Here is an 18,264-nt window from a genome sequence, read left to right as displayed (position 1 = left end):
AGTTCGCCGTTAGCGTGTGGCCATGATGTCGATGACCTGGTCGCAGGTGTGTGCACGACGGCTCGACCGGCACGGCCTCGCCGCGCCGCTCCCCGGTGGTCCAGCCGAGGTCGTGTCGGCGGTGGCGGGCACGCACTCCCAGGTGCTGTCCGCCGCGGAACTGTCGATCGCGCTGCGGCTGCCGGACGCGACGCGCGAGACGGTCCAGGCCGCGCTGTGGCGGGACCGGACGCTCGTGAAGACGTTCGGGCCGCGCGGCACCGTGCACCTGCTGCCCGCCGCCGAGTTGCCCGCGTGGATCGCGGCGCTGTCCTCGGTGCCGTCGTCGACCCCGGCCATGCCGGAACCAATACGCATGACTCGCGACCAGACGGAACAGGTGCTCGCCGCCGTCGAGGACGCGGTCCGCGACACCACCCTGACCATCGACGAACTGTCGGACGCGGTGGTCGCGGCGACCGGCTCCTGGGCCGGGGACCCGGTGATGGAGGCGTTCGGCGGCAAGTGGCCGAGGTGGCGCCAGGCGCTGCCGCTCGCCGGGAACCGCGGCCTCGTGTGCTTCGGCCCGAACCGCGGCCGCATGACCACCTACACCGCGCCGCCCGCTTCCGGTGGCGAGCCGCCTGCCGATCCGGTCGCGTGGCTGCTCCGCCGGTACCTGCACGCCTTCGGTCCGTCCACGCCCGCACGGTTCGCGAACTGGCTGAACGCGCCCGACGCGTGGGCGCGCGAGGTTTTCAGGTCGGCTGACTTGTCGCCCGTGGCGGTGGCGGGCGAGACCGCGTGGGTGTCGGCGGATGACACGGCGGTGCCCGAGGAACCGCCGCGCGGGCTGCGGCTGCTGCCGTATTTCGACACCTACGCCTACGCCGTCGGCAACGACCGCGTTCGCCTCAACCCGGGCCTCGCCGCGACCCGCGCCAAGGGCAACTTCCAGGTGCTGCTGGCCGACGGGGTGGTAGGCGGGCGGTGGCACCAGAAGCGGTCGGGGAAACGGGTCGCGCTGACGGTCGAGCCGTTCATCCGGCTGACGGCGGCCCGTCGGCGCGAACTGGAGACGCAGGCCGACCGCATCGGCACGATCCTCGGCGCCACGCCGGTGCTGACGATCGGCGAGGTCACCGTGGGTGGACACGCCTAGTGTCCTGAGTCGGAAGTTGGTGTGCTTATCGGGGGATCCAGGTTTCCGCTGGCAAGGCGCCGGAAGGTCTCTCGTACCGTAGTTGTGCTTGGGCCTTCCGGCAACGCCGCCAGCGGGAAGCTGGGCCGCCGAGAAGCGCGCCGAACTTTCGACTCAGGACACTGACCTGTGGACAACTCTCCGGCCTTGTCGGTGCGCGGCCCTAGAATCGCCGCGTGACTCTCCCCGAGACCGCGACCCAGCCCGCGCTGGACACGCTGCGCCGCGTGTTCGGCTACGACGCGTTCCGGGGGAACCAACGGGACATCATCGAGCAGGTGGTCAGCGGTGGCGACGCGCTCGTGCTGATGCCGACCGGTGGCGGCAAGTCGCTGTGCTACCAGATCCCGGCGCTGGTCCGGCCCGGCACCGGCGTGGTGGTGTCGCCGCTGATCGCGTTGATGCAGGACCAGGTCGACGCGCTCACCGCGCTCGGCGTGCGGGCGGGCTTCCTCAACTCCACGCAGGACTTCGGGCAGCGGCACGCGGTCGAGGAGGCGTTCCTGGCAGGCGAGCTGGACCTGCTGTACCTGGCGCCAGAACGGCTGAAGGTCGAGTCCACGCTGCGGCTGCTGGACCGCGGGAAGATCTCGCTGTTCGCCATCGACGAGGCCCACTGCGTCGCGCAGTGGGGTCACGACTTCCGCCCGGACTACCTCGAGCTGTCGCGGCTGCACGAGCGGTGGCCGGCGGTGCCGAGGATCGCGCTGACGGCGACCGCGACGGGCGCGACCCGCAAGGAGATCGCGCACCGGCTGAACCTGGACGACGCGCGGCACTTCGTGTCGAGCTTCGACCGCCCCAACATCCAGTACCGGATCGTGGCGAAGAACCGCCCGGAACAGCAGCTGCTCGAGCTGCTCACCACCGAGCACAAGGGCGACGCGGGCATCGTCTACTGCCTGTCGCGGGCGTCGACGGAACGCACCGCGCAGTTCCTCTCGGACAACGGGATCGAGGCGCTGCCGTACCACGCGGGCCTCGACGCGCGCACGCGAGCGCGCAACCAGGCCCGGTTCCTGCGCGAGGACGGCCTCGTGGTCGTGGCGACCATCGCGTTCGGCATGGGCATCGACAAGCCCGACGTCCGGTTCGTCGCCCACCTGGACCTGCCGAAGTCGGTGGAGGGCTACTACCAGGAGACCGGCAGGGCGGGCCGCGACGGCCAACCGTCGACGGCGTGGCTCGCGTACGGGCTGCAGGACGTGGTGCAGCAACGCAAGATGATCGCCACCTCGGAGGGCGACGACGCCCACCGCAGGCGGCTCGGCACCCACCTGGACGCGATGCTCGCGCTGTGCGAGACCGTCGAATGCCGGCGAGTGCAGCTGCTGAACTACTTCGGCCAGGAAGCCTCCCCGTGCGGCAACTGCGACACGTGCCTGAGCCCCCCGGAGGCGTGGGACGGCACGATCGCGGCGCAGAAGGTTCTGTCCGCGGTGTTCCGCCTCGACCGGGAACGCCGCCAGAAGTTCGGTGTCGGCCACATCGTCGACATCCTGCTTGGCCGTCAGACGGCCAAGATCCAGCAGTTCGGCCACGACTCCCTCACCGTGTTCGGCGTGGGCACGGAACACGCGGAACCGGTGTGGCGCGGCGTGATCCGCCAGCTCCTGGCGCAGGGCCTGCTGACGGTGGAAGGCGACCACGGCACGCTGGTCCTCACGGACGCGAGCAGCGAGGTACTGGCCCGCAAACGCGAAGTACGGCTGCGCCAGGAACCGAAACGCGCGGCCAAGACGTCCCGGCCCAAGGCGCCACAACAGGAACTGTCCCCGGAGACGCAGCCGGTCTTCGACAAGCTCCGATCCTGGCGCGCCGCGACAGCGAAGGAGCAGGGCGTCCCGGCCTATGTCATCTTCCACGACGCGACGCTGCGCCAGATCGCGTCGGAAGGCCCCACGACGTTGGCCGAACTGGGCACGATCAACGGCGTCGGCGAGAACAAACTCGCCAAGTTCGGACAGCAGGTGCTGGACACGCTGGCTGAGTGACCGGGGCAGGGCGAAAGCGAGGAGCGACGCACCCGGTCACGCCGCGGCCAGCGGCCTGAACAGCCGCTTTACCTGTGCTGCGTAGGCTCGCCGGAACGGCAGGCGAGAGGGGCGGATGTGCTCGCGTACATCATCGGCGTGGTGCTTTTCGCGTTGTGCGTGGGTGTGTCGCTCGCACTGCACGAGGCGGGCCACCTGCTGACCGCGAAGGCGTTCGGCATGAAGGTGCGCAGGTACTTCGTCGGGTTCGGGCCGCGGCTCTGGTCGTTCCGGCGCGGTGAGACCGAGTACGGGCTCAAGGCGATCCCCGTCGGCGGGTTCTGCGAGATCGCGGGCATGACCGCGCTCGACGAGGTCGACCCCCAGGACGAGCCGCGCGCGATGTGGCGGCAGAAGACTTGGAAGCGGACCGTCGTGATGGCGACCGGGCCGTTCACCCACTTCCTGCTCGGGTTCATCGTGCTCTACACGATGGCCGTGACGTTCGGCCTGCCGAACCTCGCCGAGAAACCGGTCGTCTCCCAGGTCTCCGCGTGCGTGCACGACGCGACGTCCAACGAGCAGCTCGCGAACCCGGCGTGCGGCCCCGGTGAGAGCGGTCCCGCACAGGCCGCGGGCCTGCGGCCGGGCGACGAGGTGCTGTCGGTCGGCGGGGTCACGACGCCGACGTGGAGCGCGATGGTCGACGAGATCCAGCGCGCCGACGGCCCGACCCCGTTCGTGGTGCGACGCGGCGACGAGACACTGCGGCTGACCGTCGACGTCCCCCGGGTGGACCGCCCGGTCACCACGTCCGACGGCGAGGCGGCCGTGGCACAGGTCGGCGTCGCGGGCGTCACGGCGACCCGGTCGTTCGACTACTCGGCCTGGTCCGCACTCGGCGGCACCGCGACGTTCGCCGGTGACATGTTCGCGCAGACCTTCGAGAAGCTCGTCGAGTTCCCGCAACGCATCCCGGCGGTCGTGGAAGCGATCTTCGGCGGCGAACGTGACCCGGAGACCCCGGTCAGCGTCGTCGGCGCGAGCCGCATCGGCGGTGAGGCGGTGGAAGCCGGGCTGTGGCAGGTGTTCCTGCTCCTGCTGGCGGGCCTGAACTTCTTCATGGGCGTGTTCAACCTGCTGCCACTGCTGCCACTGGACGGCGGGCACATCGCGGTCACGTGGTACGAACACGTCCGCAACTGGCTGCGCGACCGGCGCGGCAAGACCGCGGCCGCGCCGGTCGACTACACCAGACTCTCCGGCATCACGATGGTGCTGGTGATGATCGGCGGTGCCGTCCTGCTGCTGACGGTCACCGCCGACATCGTGAACCCGATCAGAATCACCCAGTAGGCCGGGCGGAGGCCGCCCCTCAGCGCTTCGACGTACGGCGGCTCAGTTCCCGGGTCTGCTCGCGCAGGATGTCGATCGTCCGGGTGACCCAGTCCGCGATCACCTGCTGCTCCGCCACCGAGTACCGCCCCACCATGGCGTTCATCGCCGTCGACAGACCGCCGAACACCTCGCCGAAGGCCCCCCGCCCCTTGGCCGCCACGGTGATGACCACGCGCCTGCGGTCGGCGGGATCGGGTGCGCGCTCCACCAGACCGGCCCGCTCCAACCGGTCCACCATGCCCGTCACCGCGCCCGGGGTCAGGCCGATCTCCTTCGCCAGCGCCCCCGCCGACAGCGGCCCTCGCGCGCCGATGACCCCCAGCGCCCGCTGGTCCACCGCACTCACCCCGAGGTAGGCCCCCACCGCCTCGTGGAACGCCACGACCGCGGTGCTCAGCTCCCGCCCCAGCGAGTCTCCTTGCGTCACGGAGATCACTTTAGCATCCTGAATATTTCGGTATGCTGAAATAAATTCGTCCGAGGAGGGACCCCGATGAGGACCGAACTGACGCTGGCGCTCGACGTACCCCGCTGGACGTGGCGGTTCTACCTGCGCCATCTCCCCCTGATCGCCGGACTCTCGCTCGTCGCGTCCGTGCAGCGGCTCGTGGCCGTGAACTGGGGCATCCCCGGCCCGCTCGCCCTGGTCTCGGAGGTCGTCGTGATGGCCACCCGACTGCTGCTGCTCGCGGTGATCTGGCGCCTGGCCATGCGCGACACCCCGTGGCGCTGGGCCAGCCTGTCGACCTTCGCGCACCACCACTGGCGGAGCCTCGTGATCCAGGGCGTGCTGGTCTCGGTGGCGTTCCTGATCTTCGACGTGTTCGCGGAGAGCGTCGTCGGTGGGCTGCTCTCCGACGACGCGCGGCCGACCTACCTGGCCGTGTTGCTGTTCGTGAAGAACCCGACCATGATCGCGTTGACGTTCGTCTGGTGGGTGGGACTCGCCCGCCAGATGTTGCGGAACACCGAACAGGCGACCCCCGTCCGTGTTTAACCTGGACGATGAGCACGAACGCGGTCCGGCGCGGCCTGCTCCTCGCCGGGCTCGCCGTCGCGGGGTGGGCGGTGATCCGGGCAACGCTGCTGCTGAGCGGCAACGATGACGTGGTGGCGGACGACGACCCGCACGGCTACGTCGCGATCTTCTCGCTGGTGCTGATCCCGGTCCTGCTGCTGGCCGTCGGCACGCTTCTCGCCTGCGTCATCGCGCCCCGGTCGCACCGGATCGTCCCGGGCGTGGCGCTCGTGCTGTCCGCACCGCTGGCCAGTCCGCTCGCGCTCGTCGCGGCGGCCATCGGCGTGGCCATCCTCGTGGACGCGGTCGTGGACCGGCGGAGGTCAGCTCGCGAGCACTAGCCCGGCGTGGCGGAGCAGGTTCTCGGTCCGGCGCACCGCCGCGGCACGCTCACGTTCGTTGACCGCCAGCGCACGCACCACGGGATCGTCCGCGGACCGGCGGATGCGCAGTTCGGTCATGCGTTCGGAGAAGGTCATCGGCCTGCCGTCGGGGCCGGTCGTCATGTCGCAGTACCACAGCGCGTCCCGCACCGCGGTGGGCTCGTCGTCGTACACGGCCAGCGCGTCGGCCAGACCGGTCAGGTCCGCCACGGCCGCCGCACCCGCGTGGTGGGCCACCAGCGCGGCCACCCGGAACGGCACGCCGCGCCCCACGAGGTAGCGGGCACCGTCCACCTGGTGCATCCCCGTGACCTCGACCGCGGCGGCGTACCCGATGTCGTGCAGCCAGGCCGACGCGACGAGCACGTCCCCCTCGCCTGCCGGGAACGCGGGCGCGATCTGCTGGGCCCGCCGCGCCACACCGCACGTGTGCGCCCAGCGCCGGGGCAGCTCCCCGGCCAGCAGGTGGCGGGCGGTCAGCCACGCCCAGGTCCGCAGCGACACGTCGGCGAGCGGCACGTCACCGGCGTCGGCGAGCCACCCGATGCGGGCCCGCACCGCGCGTTCGACCAGGACCGGCACGAACAGCTGCACCCTGGCGTGCTCGAAGGCCGACCACGCGTCCCGCACACACTCGGCGAGCACGCTTCTCGGCACGTCGGCGCGACCCAGCCGCTCCTCGATCCGGCTCACCAGTGGTGGTTCCGGTTCACACAGCGTGTCCGCAGTCGGCACCGCGACCTCCTCCTGGCTGACCCGACCGGATCAGCATGCCTCAGCGCCGGGGTACCCCGCGTTGTCGCCCCCACCGGATGACGTCCGTCACGGCACGCCGGAGACGGCCGGCCCCTCCCGCGCCGGTGTCTACAGTTGCGCCGTGGCGAACGAGCTCATCGTCGTGCCGATCGACGAGCGACCGGACCTGACCGAGCTGCTCTGGCAACTCGACGACGAGTGGCCCGCCTTCATGCGCGCCGATCCGGTCGCGAACTTCTACTTCACGCACGCGCCGCGGGACCACCCCGGGCACGCGCTGGTCGCGTACGAGGCCTCGGCCCCGGACGTCGCCGTGGCCAGGGCGTTCTCGGTGCCGTTCGCGTTCGGGTCGCCGGGCCGCGAGGAACTCCCGGCCGACGGCTGGGACGGCGTGATCCGCTGGGGCGCGCTCGACCTGGCGGCCGGGCGGGCGCCGAACCTGGTGTCCGCGCTGGAGATCACGATTCGCCGGGACCGCCGCGGTCACGGCCTCGCACCGGTGCTGCTCGACGCGCTGCGGAACAACGCCGGCAGGCTGGGGTTCGACGAGCTGGTCGCCCCGGTGCGGCCGACCGGCAAGGCGGGCGAACCGCACACCCCGATGAGCACCTACGCCTTCCGCGCCCGCGACGACGGCCTGCCCGCCGATCCCTGGCTGCGCGTGCACGTGCGGGCAGGCGGCGAGATCGTCGGCGTGTGCGGGCGGGCCATGGTCATCCCCGGCACACTCGCCGAGTGGCGCGAGTGGACCGGGCTGCCGTTCGACCGGACCGGCGACGTGCTCGTGCCCGGTGCCCTCGTCCCCGTGCACTGCAGCGTGGAACACGACCACGCCGTGTACGTGGAACCCGGCGTCTGGGTACGCCACCGCCTGACCTGACGCGCGCGCCCGGGAGGGTTCCCGAGGCAGGGAACCTAACGTCAGTGGTATGAGAACCCTTGTGTGGACGGCATTGTGCGTCCTGATCGCGTTCCACGGCAATGCCGAGCTCGCGACGACCGGCATCGTGGTGCTGGCGGTGGCGGGCGGCTTCACCACGCGGTCGTCCGGCCCCGGCAGCCATCGTCCATGGCCCGCCAGTGCGAGCGGGTAGGTCCTCCGGGACCGGGAGGGACCGGTGTGCACGGCTAGGCTCTGCCCATGTTGCTGCGCCAGCTCGAGTACCTGAGCGCGCTCGCCCGTGAAGGGCACTTCGGGCGGGCGGCCGAGGCCTGTCACGTGTCGCAGCCCGCGCTGTCGGCCGCCATCCGCAAGCTCGAGGCGGAGCTGGACGTCCAGATCGTGCAGCGGGGCCAGCGGTTCGAGGGGTTCACCCCCGAGGGCAAGCAGGTGCTGTTGTGGGCGCACCGCATCCTGGCCGAGCAGGACGCGCTGCGCCACGAACTGGCCAGCATGCGCGGCGGTCTGTCCGGCGTGCTGCGCATCGGCGCCATCCCCACCGCGCAGACGATGGCGTCGCTGCTGACCGCGCCCATGTTCTCCGACCACCCCCGGGTGCGGATCTCGATCGAGTCGCTGTCCTCGCGGGAGATCGTGCACCGGCTCGCCGAGTTCGACCTCGACATCGGGCTGACCTATGTGGACGGTGAGCCGCTCGGCACGGTCCGGGTCAGGCCGCTCTACCGCGAGCGCTACCTGTTGCTCACGCCGTCCGACGGCGCGTTCGCCGGCCGGGACTCGGTCGGGTGGGGCGAGCTGGTCGACACGCCGCTGTGCCTGCTGTCGTCGGTCATGCAGAACCGGCGGATCCTCGACCGCAACTTCGCCGAGGCGGGGGTGACGGTCAGCCCGTCCGTGGAGACCGACACGGTCTCGGCGATCTACGCGCACGTCGCCACCGGGCGGTGGTCCAGCGTCATCGCCCACGCGTGGCTGTACCTGTTCGGGGTGCCCGACGGTCTGACGGTGGTGCCGCTGGACCGGCCCCACGCCACGAACCAGGTCGGCCTCGTCCTCGCCGACCGCGACCCCGAGCCGATGCTCGCCCGCGCCCTGCTGGACGCCACGAGCCGCGTCGACATCCAGGAGAAACTGGACCAACTTCTCACAACGTACGTCCGATAAACGGTGTTTATCGCCCCATCAATCAAATTGTTTTGACTCTCAACGACTTTCGTCAGTACGGTGCGCCACGATCAACAAGGCAGCACATGGAGGTGGGTCGTGGCCGCCCTGTCGTTCCTCGACCGCGAACACACCGTGGCGAAACCGGGCTACAGCCGCTGGCTGATCCCGCCCGCCGCGCTGGCGATCCACCTCTGCATCGGCCAGGCCTACGCGACCAGCGTCTACAAGAACGCGCTCGTCCAGCACTTCGACACGAGCCTGACCGCCATCGGCATCATCTTCTCGATCGCCATCGTGATGCTCGGCGTCTCGGCGGCGGTCATGGGCACGTGGGTCGAGCGGGTGGGCCCGCGAGCGGCGATGTTCACGTCCGCGTGCTTCTGGGCGTCCGGCTTCCTCGTCGGCTCGCTCGGCATCACCACCACTCAGCTGTGGCTCGTGTACCTCGGCTACGGCTTCATCGGCGGCATCGGCCTCGGCATCGGCTACATCTCGCCGGTGTCCACGCTGATCAAGTGGTTCCCGGACCGGCCGGGCCTCGCGACCGGCATGGCGATCATGGGCTTCGGCGGCGGGGCGCTCGTCGCGTCGCCCCTGTCCCGGCAGCTGATGTCGTTGTACGACAGCGACTACGACCCGTCGAACTCGCAGTCGGTGGCGTCGGGCAGCTCGGTCGCGCTGCTGTTCCTCACGCTCGGCATCGTCTACTTCATCGTGATGATGTTCGGCGTCTTCAACGTGCGCGTCCCGGCACCGGGCTGGCGGCCGGAGGGCTTCGACCCGGCGAAGCTCAAGGCCAAGCCGCTCGTCACCTCCGCGCACGTCTCGGCGGCCAACGCGATCAGGACACCGCAGTTCTGGCTGTTGTGGACGGTGCTGTTCTGCAACGTGACCGCGGGCATCGGCATCCTCGAGCAGGCGAGCCCGATGATCCAGGACTTCTTCCGCGAGAGCGGCACGTCGACGGTCGCCACGACCGCGGCGACCGCGTTCGTCGGCCTGCTGTCGATCTTCAACATGGCTGGCCGCTTCGCGTGGTCGTCCACTTCGGACTTCCTGGGCCGCAAGCCGACGTACGTCATGTACCTCGGCGTCGGCATGGTCCTGTACTTCCTGCTCGCCGTCGCCGGGCACAGCGCCACCGCCGTGTTCGTGCTGCTGGCCGGTGTCATCATCTCCTTCTACGGCGGCGGTTTCGCCACCGTCCCGGCGTACCTGCGGGACCTGTTCGGCACCTACCAGGTCGGCGCCATCCACGGCAGGCTGCTCACCGCGTGGTCCGCCGCGGGCATCGCGGGCCCGCTCATCATCAACGGTTTCCTCGACGCACAAGGCAAACCGGGCCAGCTCGTCTACAGCGACTACCGTCCGGCCCTGTTCACCATGATCGGCGTGCTCGCGGTCGGCTTCGTCGCGAACCTGCTGGTCCGCCCGGTCGCGGCGAAGTTCCACGAGTCCGGGCACACCGACGCGTTCGCGGAAGCCGAACAGCAGGCGAAGGGATGACGCGATGACCGAGACGCAGAACCAGACCCCGCGCCTGGTGATCTCCTGGCTGGTCGTGGGCATCCCGATCGTCTACGCGCTGTACCAGACCATCAAGTCGATCCTGCCCCTCTTCGGCGGCTAGGCTTCCCACCGTGTTTCACGAAGCAGCGCGACTGGACTGGTGGCCGCCGTCCGTGTGACGGCCGCCCCTTCCTCCGGCCGTCCTCGGACGGTTGACCGAGTTGTCCTGGTGATCCGGTTCTCCGGGTTGTCGGGTTCGCCTCCGTGCGAGGACGGCTCCTGTTCCAGGAGTCTTCGTGAAACCGTGGTACACCGCTCTGGGTCTCGCCTGCCCTCGGCACCTCGAACCGGTCCGGTCGCTGACCGTGGACCAGGCACTCCGCCACGCCTCGCAGGGCGTCGGCATCCTCTGGCAGGGCTCGTTCCCCGCCGCGCGCCGGTTGCTCGACGGGATGCGGCGCCGCCTCGACCGGCAGCCTGCCGACCCGGAGGTGTCGTTCTTCCGCTACCGGCAACAGCGGCGCACCCGCACCCGCGTGCTCGGCATGGTCGTCGTGCCGCTCGACGCCACCGGCCGGGTGGCGCTGCCCGGCGCGCCTGACGTCCGGGACGCGGTGGCGGCCGCGGCGGGCGGCCCCGTCACCGACCGCCTGCTGGCACTGCGTGAGCTGCTCGGCATGGCCAGCGCGCACGAGTGGCGGCGGCGCGGGGTGTGGGTGCGCGCGCTGAACCGGTACATCCACCCGCACTGGGGCGTGTTCGTGCCGACCCGGCAGGAGTACGTCGACCTCGTGGCCGCCGCGCCCCTGCCCGGTGCGGACCTCGCGCTCGACATCGGCACGGGCACCGGCGTGCTCGCCGCGGTGCTCGCGCGGCGCGGTGTGCGCCGGATCGTCGCCACCGACGTCTCGGCGCGGGCGGTGGCGTGCGCGCGGGAGAACCTCGCCGGGCTGCCCGCCGAGATCCGCGAGGCCGACCTGTTCCCGCCGGAGCGGGCGGGGCTCGTGGTGTGCAACCCGCCGTGGCTGCCTGCCCAACCCGCGTCGCCGCTCGACGGTGCCGTGTACGACCCCGGCGGGCGTGTGCTCGCCGGGTTCCTCGACGGACTCGGCACGCACCTGGCACCCGGCGGCGAGGGGTGGCTGGTCCTCTCCGACCTCGCCGAGCGGTACGGGCTGCGCACCCGCGCGGACCTGCTCGAGCGGTTCGACCGGGCGGGACTGCGGGTCGCCGGCCGCCTGGACACGGTGCCTCGGCACCGGAACAACCGCGGCGAGACCGTGTCCCTGTGGCGGCTCAGCCGTTGACCAGCCGCTCGACGCCTGCGCGGAACGCGTCGGCGTCGAGCGGTTCATCGGTGACCAAGGCCTGCATCATGTGCCCGTCGATGAGCGCGGCCAGCGCGAATCCCCGGTCCTTGCCGGCGAACCGGGCGCAGATGCCGCGCAGGCCGTCGATCCACAGCTGGGCGACGGGCCGCAGCTCGGGTGAGCGCGCGGCGGCGAGGTACAGCTCGTACTCGAGCAGCACCGGTTCCCGGTCGTCGAGGTGGCGGCGGGTCACGTCGACGAAGGTGCCGACCACGTCGTCGCTGGCCATCAGCTCCTCGGCCCACGCCTCCAGCTCGGCGCGCGCGCACTCGATGGCCTCGCGCAGCGCGGCGGCGACCAGGTCGTCGAGTGTCGGGAAGTAGTAGGTGGTCGAGCCGAGCGGAACACCGGCCAGCGCGGCGATCTTGCGGTGGGTGACGTTGCCGATGCCGACGTCCGCGATCGCACGCACGGTGGCGGTCACGATCTTGCGGCACCTGCCCTCCGGGTCGCGGCGGGCGGTCAATGCGCACCGCCCAGGTTCAGCACCGCGACGCCACCGATGACCAGCAGCACGCCCGCCACTTTCTGCACGCTGATGGGCTCGCCGAGGAACACCACGCCGATCGCGACGATGGCCGCCGTGCCGAGGCCCGACCACATCGCGTACGCGACGCCGACCGGCAGGTTCTGCTTGACCGCCCAGGCCAGCGCGGCGAACGCGGCGACGTACCCGGTCAGGACGGCGACCGTCGGCCACAGCCTCGTGAACCCCTCCGTGGCCTTGAGCAGACTGGTCGCGACCACCTCGAAAGCGATCGCGACCAGCAGGAACACATACGGCATGTGCACTACTCCCGGTAGATGTACATCTGTACTAGTACGAATGTACACCACGATAGGCTTAGCCGGGTGCGCACAGGAGACCGAATAGACCGAGTCCGGTTGTCGCTGGTGTATCTGCCGCTCAGCTCGCCGATCGGCGACGAGAAGGCGGTGGGCGGCCGGCGGCAGCCAGTAACCGAGGTGGCGTTCCTCTTCGCCGAGCTCGGCACCACCGACGGCCATGCCGGCCTCGGCTTCAGCTACGCCACCCGGGCCGGTGGGCCCGCGCTTTACGCGCACGCCAAGGAAATCGCGCCGCTGCTGCTCGGCGAGGACCCCAACGACATCGGCCGGGTACGGGAGAAGCTGGTCGCCGCGGGCGCGTCCGCGGGCCGGACCGGGCTCGCCGCGCAGGCGATCGGCGCCGTCGACGTGGGCCTGTGGGACCTGAAGGCCAAGCGCGCGAACCTGCCGCTGGCGAAGCTGCTGGGCAGTCACCGTGACGCGGTGTCGTGTCACACCACGTCCGGTGGATCTCTTTCGGTGCCGGTCAACCACGTCATCGAGAACGCCAGGCGCGCGCTGGAGCAGGGCGTCGGCGGCGTCGCCGTCGCGGTCGGCGCGCGGGACGTGGCGCACGACCTCGAGCGGGTGCGCGCGGTCCGGGAGGCACTGGGCGACGACGTGCCGCTCATCGCGAGCGCGGACCACCGGTGGGACCGTGGACAGGCCGGCAGGACCGGCCGCCGCCTCGACGAGTTCTCCTTGCTGTGGCTGGCGGATCCGCTCGACGAGCACGACACGAAGGGCCACGCGGCGCTCACGGGTGCGCTGGCCACCCCGGTCGCGGCGGGTTCCGCGGCCACCAGCGTCGGCGAGCACTGGCTGCTGATGACCGGCGAGGCGGCAGGCGTCCTGCAGCCGGACGCGGCCACGATCGGCGGCATCACCCCGTTCCTGCGGGTGGCCGCGCTGGCGGACCAGCACCACCTGACGCTCGCCCCGCAGTTCGCGACGGAGCTGCACGTCCACCTCGCGGCCGCCTACCCGGGCACCGCGCAGGTGGCGCACGTCGACCGGCTCGCGCCGCTGTTCAACGAGAAGCTCGTCGTCGAGAACGGCGCGGTGGCCGTCCCCGACCGGCCCGGCATCGGCCTCACGCTGAGCGAGCGCTCACGGGTGTGGACGACCGACCGGATCGAGTTCGCCGAGTCGGTCTAACCCGAGAGGGCACGCAGCGCGGGCAGGATCCGCTCCTTCGCGGCGGCGAGGAACCCGTCCTGGTGGTCACCGCCGATGCCGACCAGCGCGACATCGGTGAAACCCGCGTCCAGGAACGGTTTCACGGCCGCCGCGACGGCGTCCGGGTCGTCGCCGCACGGGATGTTGTCGGCGACGTCGTCCTTCGTGACGAACTGGGTCGCGGCGGCGAAACCGGCCGGCCCCGGCAGTTCGGCGTTGACCTTCCAGCCGCCCGCGAACCAGCGGAACTGCTCGTGCGCGCGGGTGATCGCCGCGTCCCGGTCGGCGTCCCAGCAGACCGGCAGCTGCGCGATCTTCCGCGTGCCCTGCTTGCCGGTGCGGTCCCACTCCTCGCACAGCCCGGCCTCCGGCTCCACGGCGATCATCGCGTCGGCGAGCGGCGCGAACCGGTGCACGGACTGGTCACCGGAGACCGCGACCGCGATCGGCACCCGGATGTCCGGCAGGTCCCACAGTTTCGCCGAGTCCACCCGGAAGTGGTCACCCGCGAAGTTGACGTGGCCGCCGTCGAACAGCGCGGAGATGATCTCGACGGCCTCGACGAGCATCTCGTGCCGGACGTTCACCGGCGGCCAGCCGCGGCCGACGACGTGCTCGTTGAGGTTCTCGCCGGCACCGAGCCCGAGCGTGAACCTGTTGCCGGACAACAACTGCACGGTGGCCGCCTGCTGGGCGACCACGGCGGGGTGGTACCGCATGATCGGGCACGTCACGTAGGTCATCAGCTCGACGCGTTCCGTCGACTGGGTCACCGCGCCGAGGGTCGCCCACGCGTTCGAGGCATGTCCCTGCTCGGTGAGCCACGGAAAGTAGTGGTCGCTCATGACCTCGAAGTCGAACCCGGCCCGCTCGGCCTCGTGCGCGTGGCGCACCAGCGCACGAGGCCCGGCCTGCTCGGTCATGAGCGTGTAGCCGAAGCGGTGCATCAGACGTGCACGCCTTCCGCGATCTCCTCGACGGCCTTCGCGCAGAACGCGTCGAGGTCGCCGGGATTGCGGCTGGAGACCAGGCCGTTGTCGGTGACGACCTCCTGGTCCACCCAGGTGGCGCCCGCGTTGCGCAGGTCGGTCTTCAGGCTCGGCCACGAGGTCATCGTCCTGCCGCGCACCACGTCCGCCTCGGCGAGGACCCAGCCGCCGTGGCAGATCACCGCGATCGGCCTGCCCGTCTCGGCGAACTGCCGGACGAACCGCACGGCCCGCTCGTCCGCGCGGACGAAGTCGCCGTTGGCCACGCCACCGGGCAGCACGAGCGCGTCGTAGGCGTCGGGACTGGCGTCGTCGATCGCCTTGTCGACGTGCTTGGTGTCGCCCTTGTCCAGGTGGTTGAAGGCCTGGATGTCACCGGCTTCGAGGGACACCAGCTCGGGGTGCCCGCCTGCCTCGGCGACGGCCCTCCACGGCCGGTCCAGCTCGACCTGTTCGACGCCGTCGGTGGCCAGGAAGGCGACCCTCTTGCCTTCGATAGCAGGCATGCTCGCTCACCCTTTCGTCTCCGTGTCAGCCTCGGTCTGGCGGCTACCCCGGGACCCACGGGACTAACCATCTCGCTCACCTGTTCGAAAGGGGTGTAGGGTGGTCGCCATGTCCGCGCTCCAAGGTTCACTGCTCGACGACCTCGACGAGGTCGGTCTCCGGTCCCTGTCCCCCATCCGCCGCACCGACCTGTCGAACGGCGCGTGGGTGGACGTGCGCCCGGGCTGGCTGACCGGAGCGGGCACCTTGTTCGACCGGTTGGCCGCCGGTGTGCCGTGGCGGGCGGAGCGCCGCCGGATGTACGACCGGCACGTCGACGTGCCGCGGCTGCTCTGCTTCTACGACGAGGAAGCCACGCTGCCGGACCCGGTGCTGACGAGGGCCCGTGACGCGCTGAGCCACCACTACGCGGCCGAACTCGGCGAACCGTTCCGCACCGCGGGCCTGTGCTACTACCGCGACGGCCGTGATTCCGTTGCCTGGCACGGAGATCGCATCGGCCGCGGCAACTCCGAGGACACGATGGTCGCGATCGTCTCCGTCGGCGCGCCGAGGGCACTGTTACTCCGGCCGCGCGGAGGCGGCCCGACCCTCCGCCACGCACTCGGCCTCGGCGACCTGATCGTCATGGGCGGCTCGTGCCAGCGCACGTGGGAACACGCGGTGCCGAAGACGACCAAACCGGTGGGCCCGAGGATCAGCATCCAGTTCCGGCCACGCGGTGTCCGTTGAGGACATGCCACGCAGGCCGGAACCGGACGTGCCTGGCGGTTCACCCGGTGGGTTCCGTGTCCTCGGCGAGCAGCCCGCCGTAGAACCCGCGGAGGTCGTCGACGAGCACGTCCGGCGCCTGGTGCGCCGCGTAGTGCCCACCGACGGTGTACTCGTGCCACGACACCACGTTCTTGTGGTCACGGTCGACGAACCGCCGGATGGACTTGAAGTCCCCGCGAACGACGCGAGCCCGAGCGGCACGGTGGTCGGTTCGGTCGGTGTGTCCGCGTGCGCGTTCTCGTAGTAGAACCGCGCCGATGAGGCGGACGTGCCGGTGAACCAGTAGATCGCCATGTTCGTGAGCGCGAACTCGATGTCGACCCCGTCGCCGAAGAGCTGACCGTTCCACCCGATCAGCCCGGCGGGCGAGTCGGCGAGCGCGTGCGCGACGGTCTGGGGCTGCTGGCCCTGCAGCTGGCCGAACGCCCCGAGGTTCTCGTGGAACCACTGGAGGTGGGCCATGGCGGCCTGCTCGTCGTCGGTCATGCCCTCGAACTCGGCGGGATCCCCGCTGGGGAAGGAGAAGATCTGGGTCACGTGCACCCCGGCCACGTGCACGGCGTCGACCCGCCCGACCTCGGGCGAGACCATCGAGCCCCCGTCGTTCCCGACGGCCCCGTAGCGGGAGTACCCGAGCCGACGCATCAACTCGGCCCACGCACGGGCCACGCGCTGGAGGTTCCAGCCGCGTTCCGTGGTCGGCCCGGAGAACCCGAACCCGGGCACGGAGGGAACCACGACGTCGAACGTGAGCGCGGGGTCGAGCCCGTGTGCACGCGGGTCGGTGAGCGGCCCGATGACGTCGAGGTACTCGACGATCGATCCGGGCCACCCGTGGGTGAGGATCAGCGGGAAGGCCCCGGGCTCGGCCGACCGGACGTGCAGGAAGTGGATGTTCTGCCCGTCGATCTCGGTCGTGAACTGCGGGTGGGCGTTCAGCTTGGCCTCCCAGGCACGCCAGTCGTAGCTGTTCAACCAGTGCGACGCGAGCCTGCGCACGTAGTCGGCCCCGACCCCGTAGTCCGACCCGGCGTCGGGCAGTTCCTCGGTCCAGCGCGTACGAGCCAGGCGGTCGCGAAGGTCGTCGAGGTCGGCCCGCGGAACGTCGATGCGGAAGGGATGGATCTCGGTGCTGTTCGTCATGACCAGAACGCTAGAACCCCATTAGGCAAACTCCGTGCCTAATACGGTGGCAGACTGAGATCCATGCTGGAAACCTCGGCACGACTCCTCCGCCTGCTGTCCCTGCTGCAGACCCCACGCGACTGGACAGGCACGGAACTGGCGGACCGCCTGGACGTCAGCCCCCGCACCATCCGCAACGACGTGGAACGACTTCGAACCCTGGGTTACCCGGTCCTGGCCACGCGGGGCAACGTGGGCGGCTACCGCCTCGGCGCGGGCGCGGAACTACCGCCCCTGCTCCTGGACGACGAGGAAGCGGTGGCGGTGGCCCTGAGTCTTCGCACCGCGACAAGCGGCGCCATCGAAGGCGTGGAGGAAACGTCCCAGCGAGCACTGGCGAAGCTGGAGCAGGTACTGCCTCACCGCCTGCGCAGGCAGGTCAACGCACTGCACAGCCAGACGGTCGCGGTCCCCCGCTACGGCAACACCCCGACCGCGGACCCGGAGTTGCTGGCGGCACTGGCCCTGACCTGCCGAGACCACGAGACCATCCGCTTCGACTACGAAACCCACCGCGAGGAGTCATCGAGAAGGCGGGTGGAGCCCTACCGCCTGGCGAACTGGGGCCGCCGCTGGTACCTGGTCGCCTACGACCTGGACAAGGACGACTGGCGCACCTTCCGAGCAGACCGCATGGGCCCGCCCAGACAACCGGCGGGCCCGAAGTTCCGCCCAAGGCCACTACCACAAGAAGACCTGGCGGCCTACGTGGCGGGCAGGGTCTCGGCGGCAGCGTGGCGCCACCGAGCACAAGTGAAAGTCCACGCCCCGGCAACAGAAGTCGTCGCAAGGACCAACCCGGCAGTGGGCGTGGTGACCGCGATCGACGACCACACGTGCCTGCTGGACACGGGCTCCGACACCATGGCGAGCCTGGCAGTCCACATCGGACTACTGGGCTACGACTTCGAGGTCAGGAACCCACCGGAACTCAGAACCCACCTGAAGGAACTGGCAGAACGCTACCAACGAGCCACGACACTCTGACAAACCCGGGCTCGAAGCCCACGGCCGCCGTGTCGCCCGCGATGCGGTCGGCCCCTGCCCCGCAGCTAGGGCCTGTATCGAAGTCGTGACCGGCTGATGGCCTGGGTGTGGCCTGTTCCGGCGTGTCGTTGATCAAATAGATGAGGTCTCCGGTAGATCG

The 18,264-nt window shown here is 70.6% G+C and carries 20 protein-coding genes and 1 pseudogene; 14 read left to right on the top strand and 7 right to left on the bottom strand.

The window, feature by feature from the left end:
• The first annotated feature begins 22 nt into the window (after positions 1-22).
• The 3 genes from FHR82_RS41495 (at position 23) to FHR82_RS41485 (ending at position 4,509) form a co-directional block, all read left to right on the top strand.
• The gene (locus tag FHR82_RS41495) at positions 23-1,141 is read left to right on the top strand and encodes a winged helix DNA-binding domain-containing protein (RefSeq protein ID WP_184816185.1); all 1,119 of its coding nucleotides are present in this window, start codon (positions 23-25) and stop codon (positions 1,139-1,141) included.
• 215 nt (positions 1,142-1,356) lie between these two features.
• Complete coding sequence (recQ, locus tag FHR82_RS41490; RefSeq protein ID WP_184816184.1) at positions 1,357-3,174, top strand: DNA helicase RecQ; 1,818 nt, start codon at positions 1,357-1,359, stop codon at positions 3,172-3,174.
• 117 nt (positions 3,175-3,291) lie between these two features.
• Positions 3,292-4,509: a M50 family metallopeptidase gene (locus FHR82_RS41485; RefSeq protein WP_184816183.1), complete on the top strand. Its 1,218-nt coding sequence runs from the start codon at positions 3,292-3,294 to the stop codon at positions 4,507-4,509.
• A 19-nt stretch (positions 4,510-4,528) separates the two neighbouring features.
• On the opposite strand, the gene FHR82_RS41480 is transcribed toward FHR82_RS41485, so the two are convergent.
• Positions 4,529-4,978, bottom strand: coding sequence for a MarR family winged helix-turn-helix transcriptional regulator (locus FHR82_RS41480; protein WP_311771537.1), 450 nt, complete (start codon positions 4,976-4,978; stop codon positions 4,529-4,531).
• Between the two features lie 66 nt (positions 4,979-5,044).
• On the opposite strand from FHR82_RS41480, the gene FHR82_RS41475 reads away from it, so the two are divergent.
• Complete coding sequence (locus tag FHR82_RS41475; protein WP_184816181.1) at positions 5,045-5,548, top strand: hypothetical protein; 504 nt, start codon at positions 5,045-5,047, stop codon at positions 5,546-5,548.
• An 8-nt stretch (positions 5,549-5,556) separates the two neighbouring features.
• The gene (locus FHR82_RS41470) at positions 5,557-5,910 is read left to right on the top strand and encodes a hypothetical protein (RefSeq protein WP_184816180.1); all 354 of its coding nucleotides are present in this window, start codon (positions 5,557-5,559) and stop codon (positions 5,908-5,910) included.
• On the opposite strand, the gene FHR82_RS41465 is transcribed toward FHR82_RS41470, so the two are convergent.
• Complete coding sequence (locus FHR82_RS41465; RefSeq protein ID WP_311771536.1) at positions 5,893-6,687, bottom strand: three-helix bundle dimerization domain-containing protein; 795 nt, start codon at positions 6,685-6,687, stop codon at positions 5,893-5,895. The genes FHR82_RS41470 and FHR82_RS41465 overlap by 18 nt on opposite strands.
• A 142-nt stretch (positions 6,688-6,829) precedes the next feature.
• On the opposite strand from FHR82_RS41465, the gene FHR82_RS41460 reads away from it, so the two are divergent.
• The 6 genes from FHR82_RS41460 (at position 6,830) to FHR82_RS41440 (ending at position 11,592) form a co-directional block, all read left to right on the top strand.
• A complete protein-coding gene (locus tag FHR82_RS41460; RefSeq protein ID WP_184816179.1) occupies positions 6,830-7,588 on the top strand; it encodes an N-acetyltransferase in 759 nt (252 codons plus the stop codon).
• Between the two features lie 49 nt (positions 7,589-7,637).
• Positions 7,638-7,802 (top strand): hypothetical protein, encoded by a 165-nt coding sequence (locus FHR82_RS41455; protein WP_184816178.1) that lies wholly within the window; start codon positions 7,638-7,640, stop codon positions 7,800-7,802.
• A gap of 47 nt (positions 7,803-7,849) precedes the next feature.
• A complete protein-coding gene (locus FHR82_RS41450) occupies positions 7,850-8,773 on the top strand; it encodes a LysR family transcriptional regulator (protein WP_184816177.1) in 924 nt (307 codons plus the stop codon).
• Positions 8,774-8,872: 99 nt separating this feature from the next.
• Positions 8,873-10,282 (top strand): OFA family MFS transporter, encoded by a 1,410-nt coding sequence (locus tag FHR82_RS41445; RefSeq protein WP_184816176.1) that lies wholly within the window; start codon positions 8,873-8,875, stop codon positions 10,280-10,282.
• Positions 10,283-10,286: 4 nt separating this feature from the next.
• The gene (locus FHR82_RS48305) at positions 10,287-10,406 is read left to right on the top strand and encodes an MFS transporter small subunit (RefSeq protein ID WP_446471863.1); all 120 of its coding nucleotides are present in this window, start codon (positions 10,287-10,289) and stop codon (positions 10,404-10,406) included.
• Positions 10,407-10,581: 175 nt separating this feature from the next.
• Positions 10,582-11,592, top strand: a complete 1,011-nt coding sequence (locus FHR82_RS41440; protein ID WP_311771535.1) for a methyltransferase — start codon at positions 10,582-10,584, stop codon at positions 11,590-11,592.
• Here FHR82_RS41440 and FHR82_RS41435 read toward each other — a convergent pair.
• Entirely contained in the window at positions 11,582-12,079 is a 498-nt protein-coding gene (locus tag FHR82_RS41435) for a TetR/AcrR family transcriptional regulator (RefSeq protein ID WP_184816175.1), read from the bottom strand. The two genes, FHR82_RS41440 and FHR82_RS41435, sit on opposite strands and share 11 nt — an antisense overlap.
• Positions 12,080-12,117: 38 nt before the next feature.
• Positions 12,118-12,441 (bottom strand): DMT family transporter, encoded by a 324-nt coding sequence (locus FHR82_RS41430; protein ID WP_184816174.1) that lies wholly within the window; start codon positions 12,439-12,441, stop codon positions 12,118-12,120.
• An 18-nt stretch (positions 12,442-12,459) separates the two neighbouring features.
• Here FHR82_RS41430 and FHR82_RS41425 point away from each other — a divergent pair, with 18 nt between their 5' ends.
• The gene (locus FHR82_RS41425) at positions 12,460-13,641 is read left to right on the top strand and encodes an L-talarate/galactarate dehydratase (protein ID WP_184816173.1); all 1,182 of its coding nucleotides are present in this window, start codon (positions 12,460-12,462) and stop codon (positions 13,639-13,641) included.
• Here the strand turns inward: FHR82_RS41425 and FHR82_RS41420 are convergent.
• Entirely contained in the window at positions 13,638-14,609 is a 972-nt protein-coding gene (locus tag FHR82_RS41420) for a TIGR03557 family F420-dependent LLM class oxidoreductase (protein ID WP_184816172.1), read from the bottom strand. The genes FHR82_RS41425 and FHR82_RS41420 overlap by 4 nt on opposite strands.
• A complete protein-coding gene (locus FHR82_RS41415) occupies positions 14,609-15,157 on the bottom strand; it encodes a type 1 glutamine amidotransferase domain-containing protein (protein WP_184816171.1) in 549 nt (182 codons plus the stop codon). Before FHR82_RS41415 ends, FHR82_RS41420 begins: the two co-directional genes overlap by 1 nt.
• A 109-nt stretch (positions 15,158-15,266) precedes the next feature.
• On the opposite strand from FHR82_RS41415, the gene FHR82_RS41410 reads away from it, so the two are divergent.
• Entirely contained in the window at positions 15,267-15,890 is a 624-nt protein-coding gene (locus tag FHR82_RS41410; protein ID WP_184816170.1) for an alpha-ketoglutarate-dependent dioxygenase AlkB, read from the top strand.
• 504 nt (positions 15,891-16,394) lie between these two features.
• Here FHR82_RS41410 and FHR82_RS47845 read toward each other — a convergent pair.
• Positions 16,395-17,075 (bottom strand): annotated as a pseudogene (locus FHR82_RS47845) (epoxide hydrolase family protein); the annotation flags it as partial.
• Positions 17,076-17,138: 63 nt separating this feature from the next.
• Between FHR82_RS47845 and FHR82_RS41400 the strand changes: the two are divergent.
• Entirely contained in the window at positions 17,139-18,104 is a 966-nt protein-coding gene (locus FHR82_RS41400; RefSeq protein WP_184816169.1) for a helix-turn-helix transcriptional regulator, read from the top strand.
• The last annotated feature ends 160 nt before the right edge of the window (positions 18,105-18,264 follow it).

Source organism: Actinophytocola algeriensis (assembly GCF_014203735.1).
Taxonomy (GTDB): Bacteria; Actinomycetota; Actinomycetes; order Mycobacteriales; family Pseudonocardiaceae; genus Actinophytocola; species Actinophytocola algeriensis.
The sequence above is the reverse complement of the archived record's forward strand: the minus strand, read 5'-3'. Positions and strand labels throughout refer to the sequence as shown.

Coding starts and splice junctions, on each gene's coding strand:
- FHR82_RS41495 (WP_184816185.1), top strand. CDS start 23: ATGATGTCGATGACCTGGTCGCAGGTGTGTGCACGACGGCTCGACCGG.
- FHR82_RS41475 (WP_184816181.1), top strand. CDS start 5,045: ATGAGGACCGAACTGACGCTGGCGCTCGACGTACCCCGCTGGACGTGG.
- FHR82_RS41470 (WP_184816180.1), top strand. CDS start 5,557: ATGAGCACGAACGCGGTCCGGCGCGGCCTGCTCCTCGCCGGGCTCGCC.
- FHR82_RS41455 (WP_184816178.1), top strand. CDS start 7,638: ATGAGAACCCTTGTGTGGACGGCATTGTGCGTCCTGATCGCGTTCCAC.
- FHR82_RS41450 (WP_184816177.1), top strand. CDS start 7,850: ATGTTGCTGCGCCAGCTCGAGTACCTGAGCGCGCTCGCCCGTGAAGGG.
- FHR82_RS48305 (WP_446471863.1), top strand. CDS start 10,287: ATGACCGAGACGCAGAACCAGACCCCGCGCCTGGTGATCTCCTGGCTG.
- FHR82_RS41430 (WP_184816174.1), bottom strand. CDS start 12,441: ATGCCGTATGTGTTCCTGCTGGTCGCGATCGCTTTCGAGGTGGTCGCG.
- FHR82_RS41425 (WP_184816173.1), top strand. CDS start 12,460: ATGTACATCTGTACTAGTACGAATGTACACCACGATAGGCTTAGCCGG.
- FHR82_RS41420 (WP_184816172.1), bottom strand. CDS start 14,609: ATGCACCGCTTCGGCTACACGCTCATGACCGAGCAGGCCGGGCCTCGT.
- FHR82_RS41415 (WP_184816171.1), bottom strand. CDS start 15,157: ATGCCTGCTATCGAAGGCAAGAGGGTCGCCTTCCTGGCCACCGACGGC.
- FHR82_RS41410 (WP_184816170.1), top strand. CDS start 15,267: ATGTCCGCGCTCCAAGGTTCACTGCTCGACGACCTCGACGAGGTCGGT.
- FHR82_RS41400 (WP_184816169.1), top strand. CDS start 17,139: ATGCTGGAAACCTCGGCACGACTCCTCCGCCTGCTGTCCCTGCTGCAG.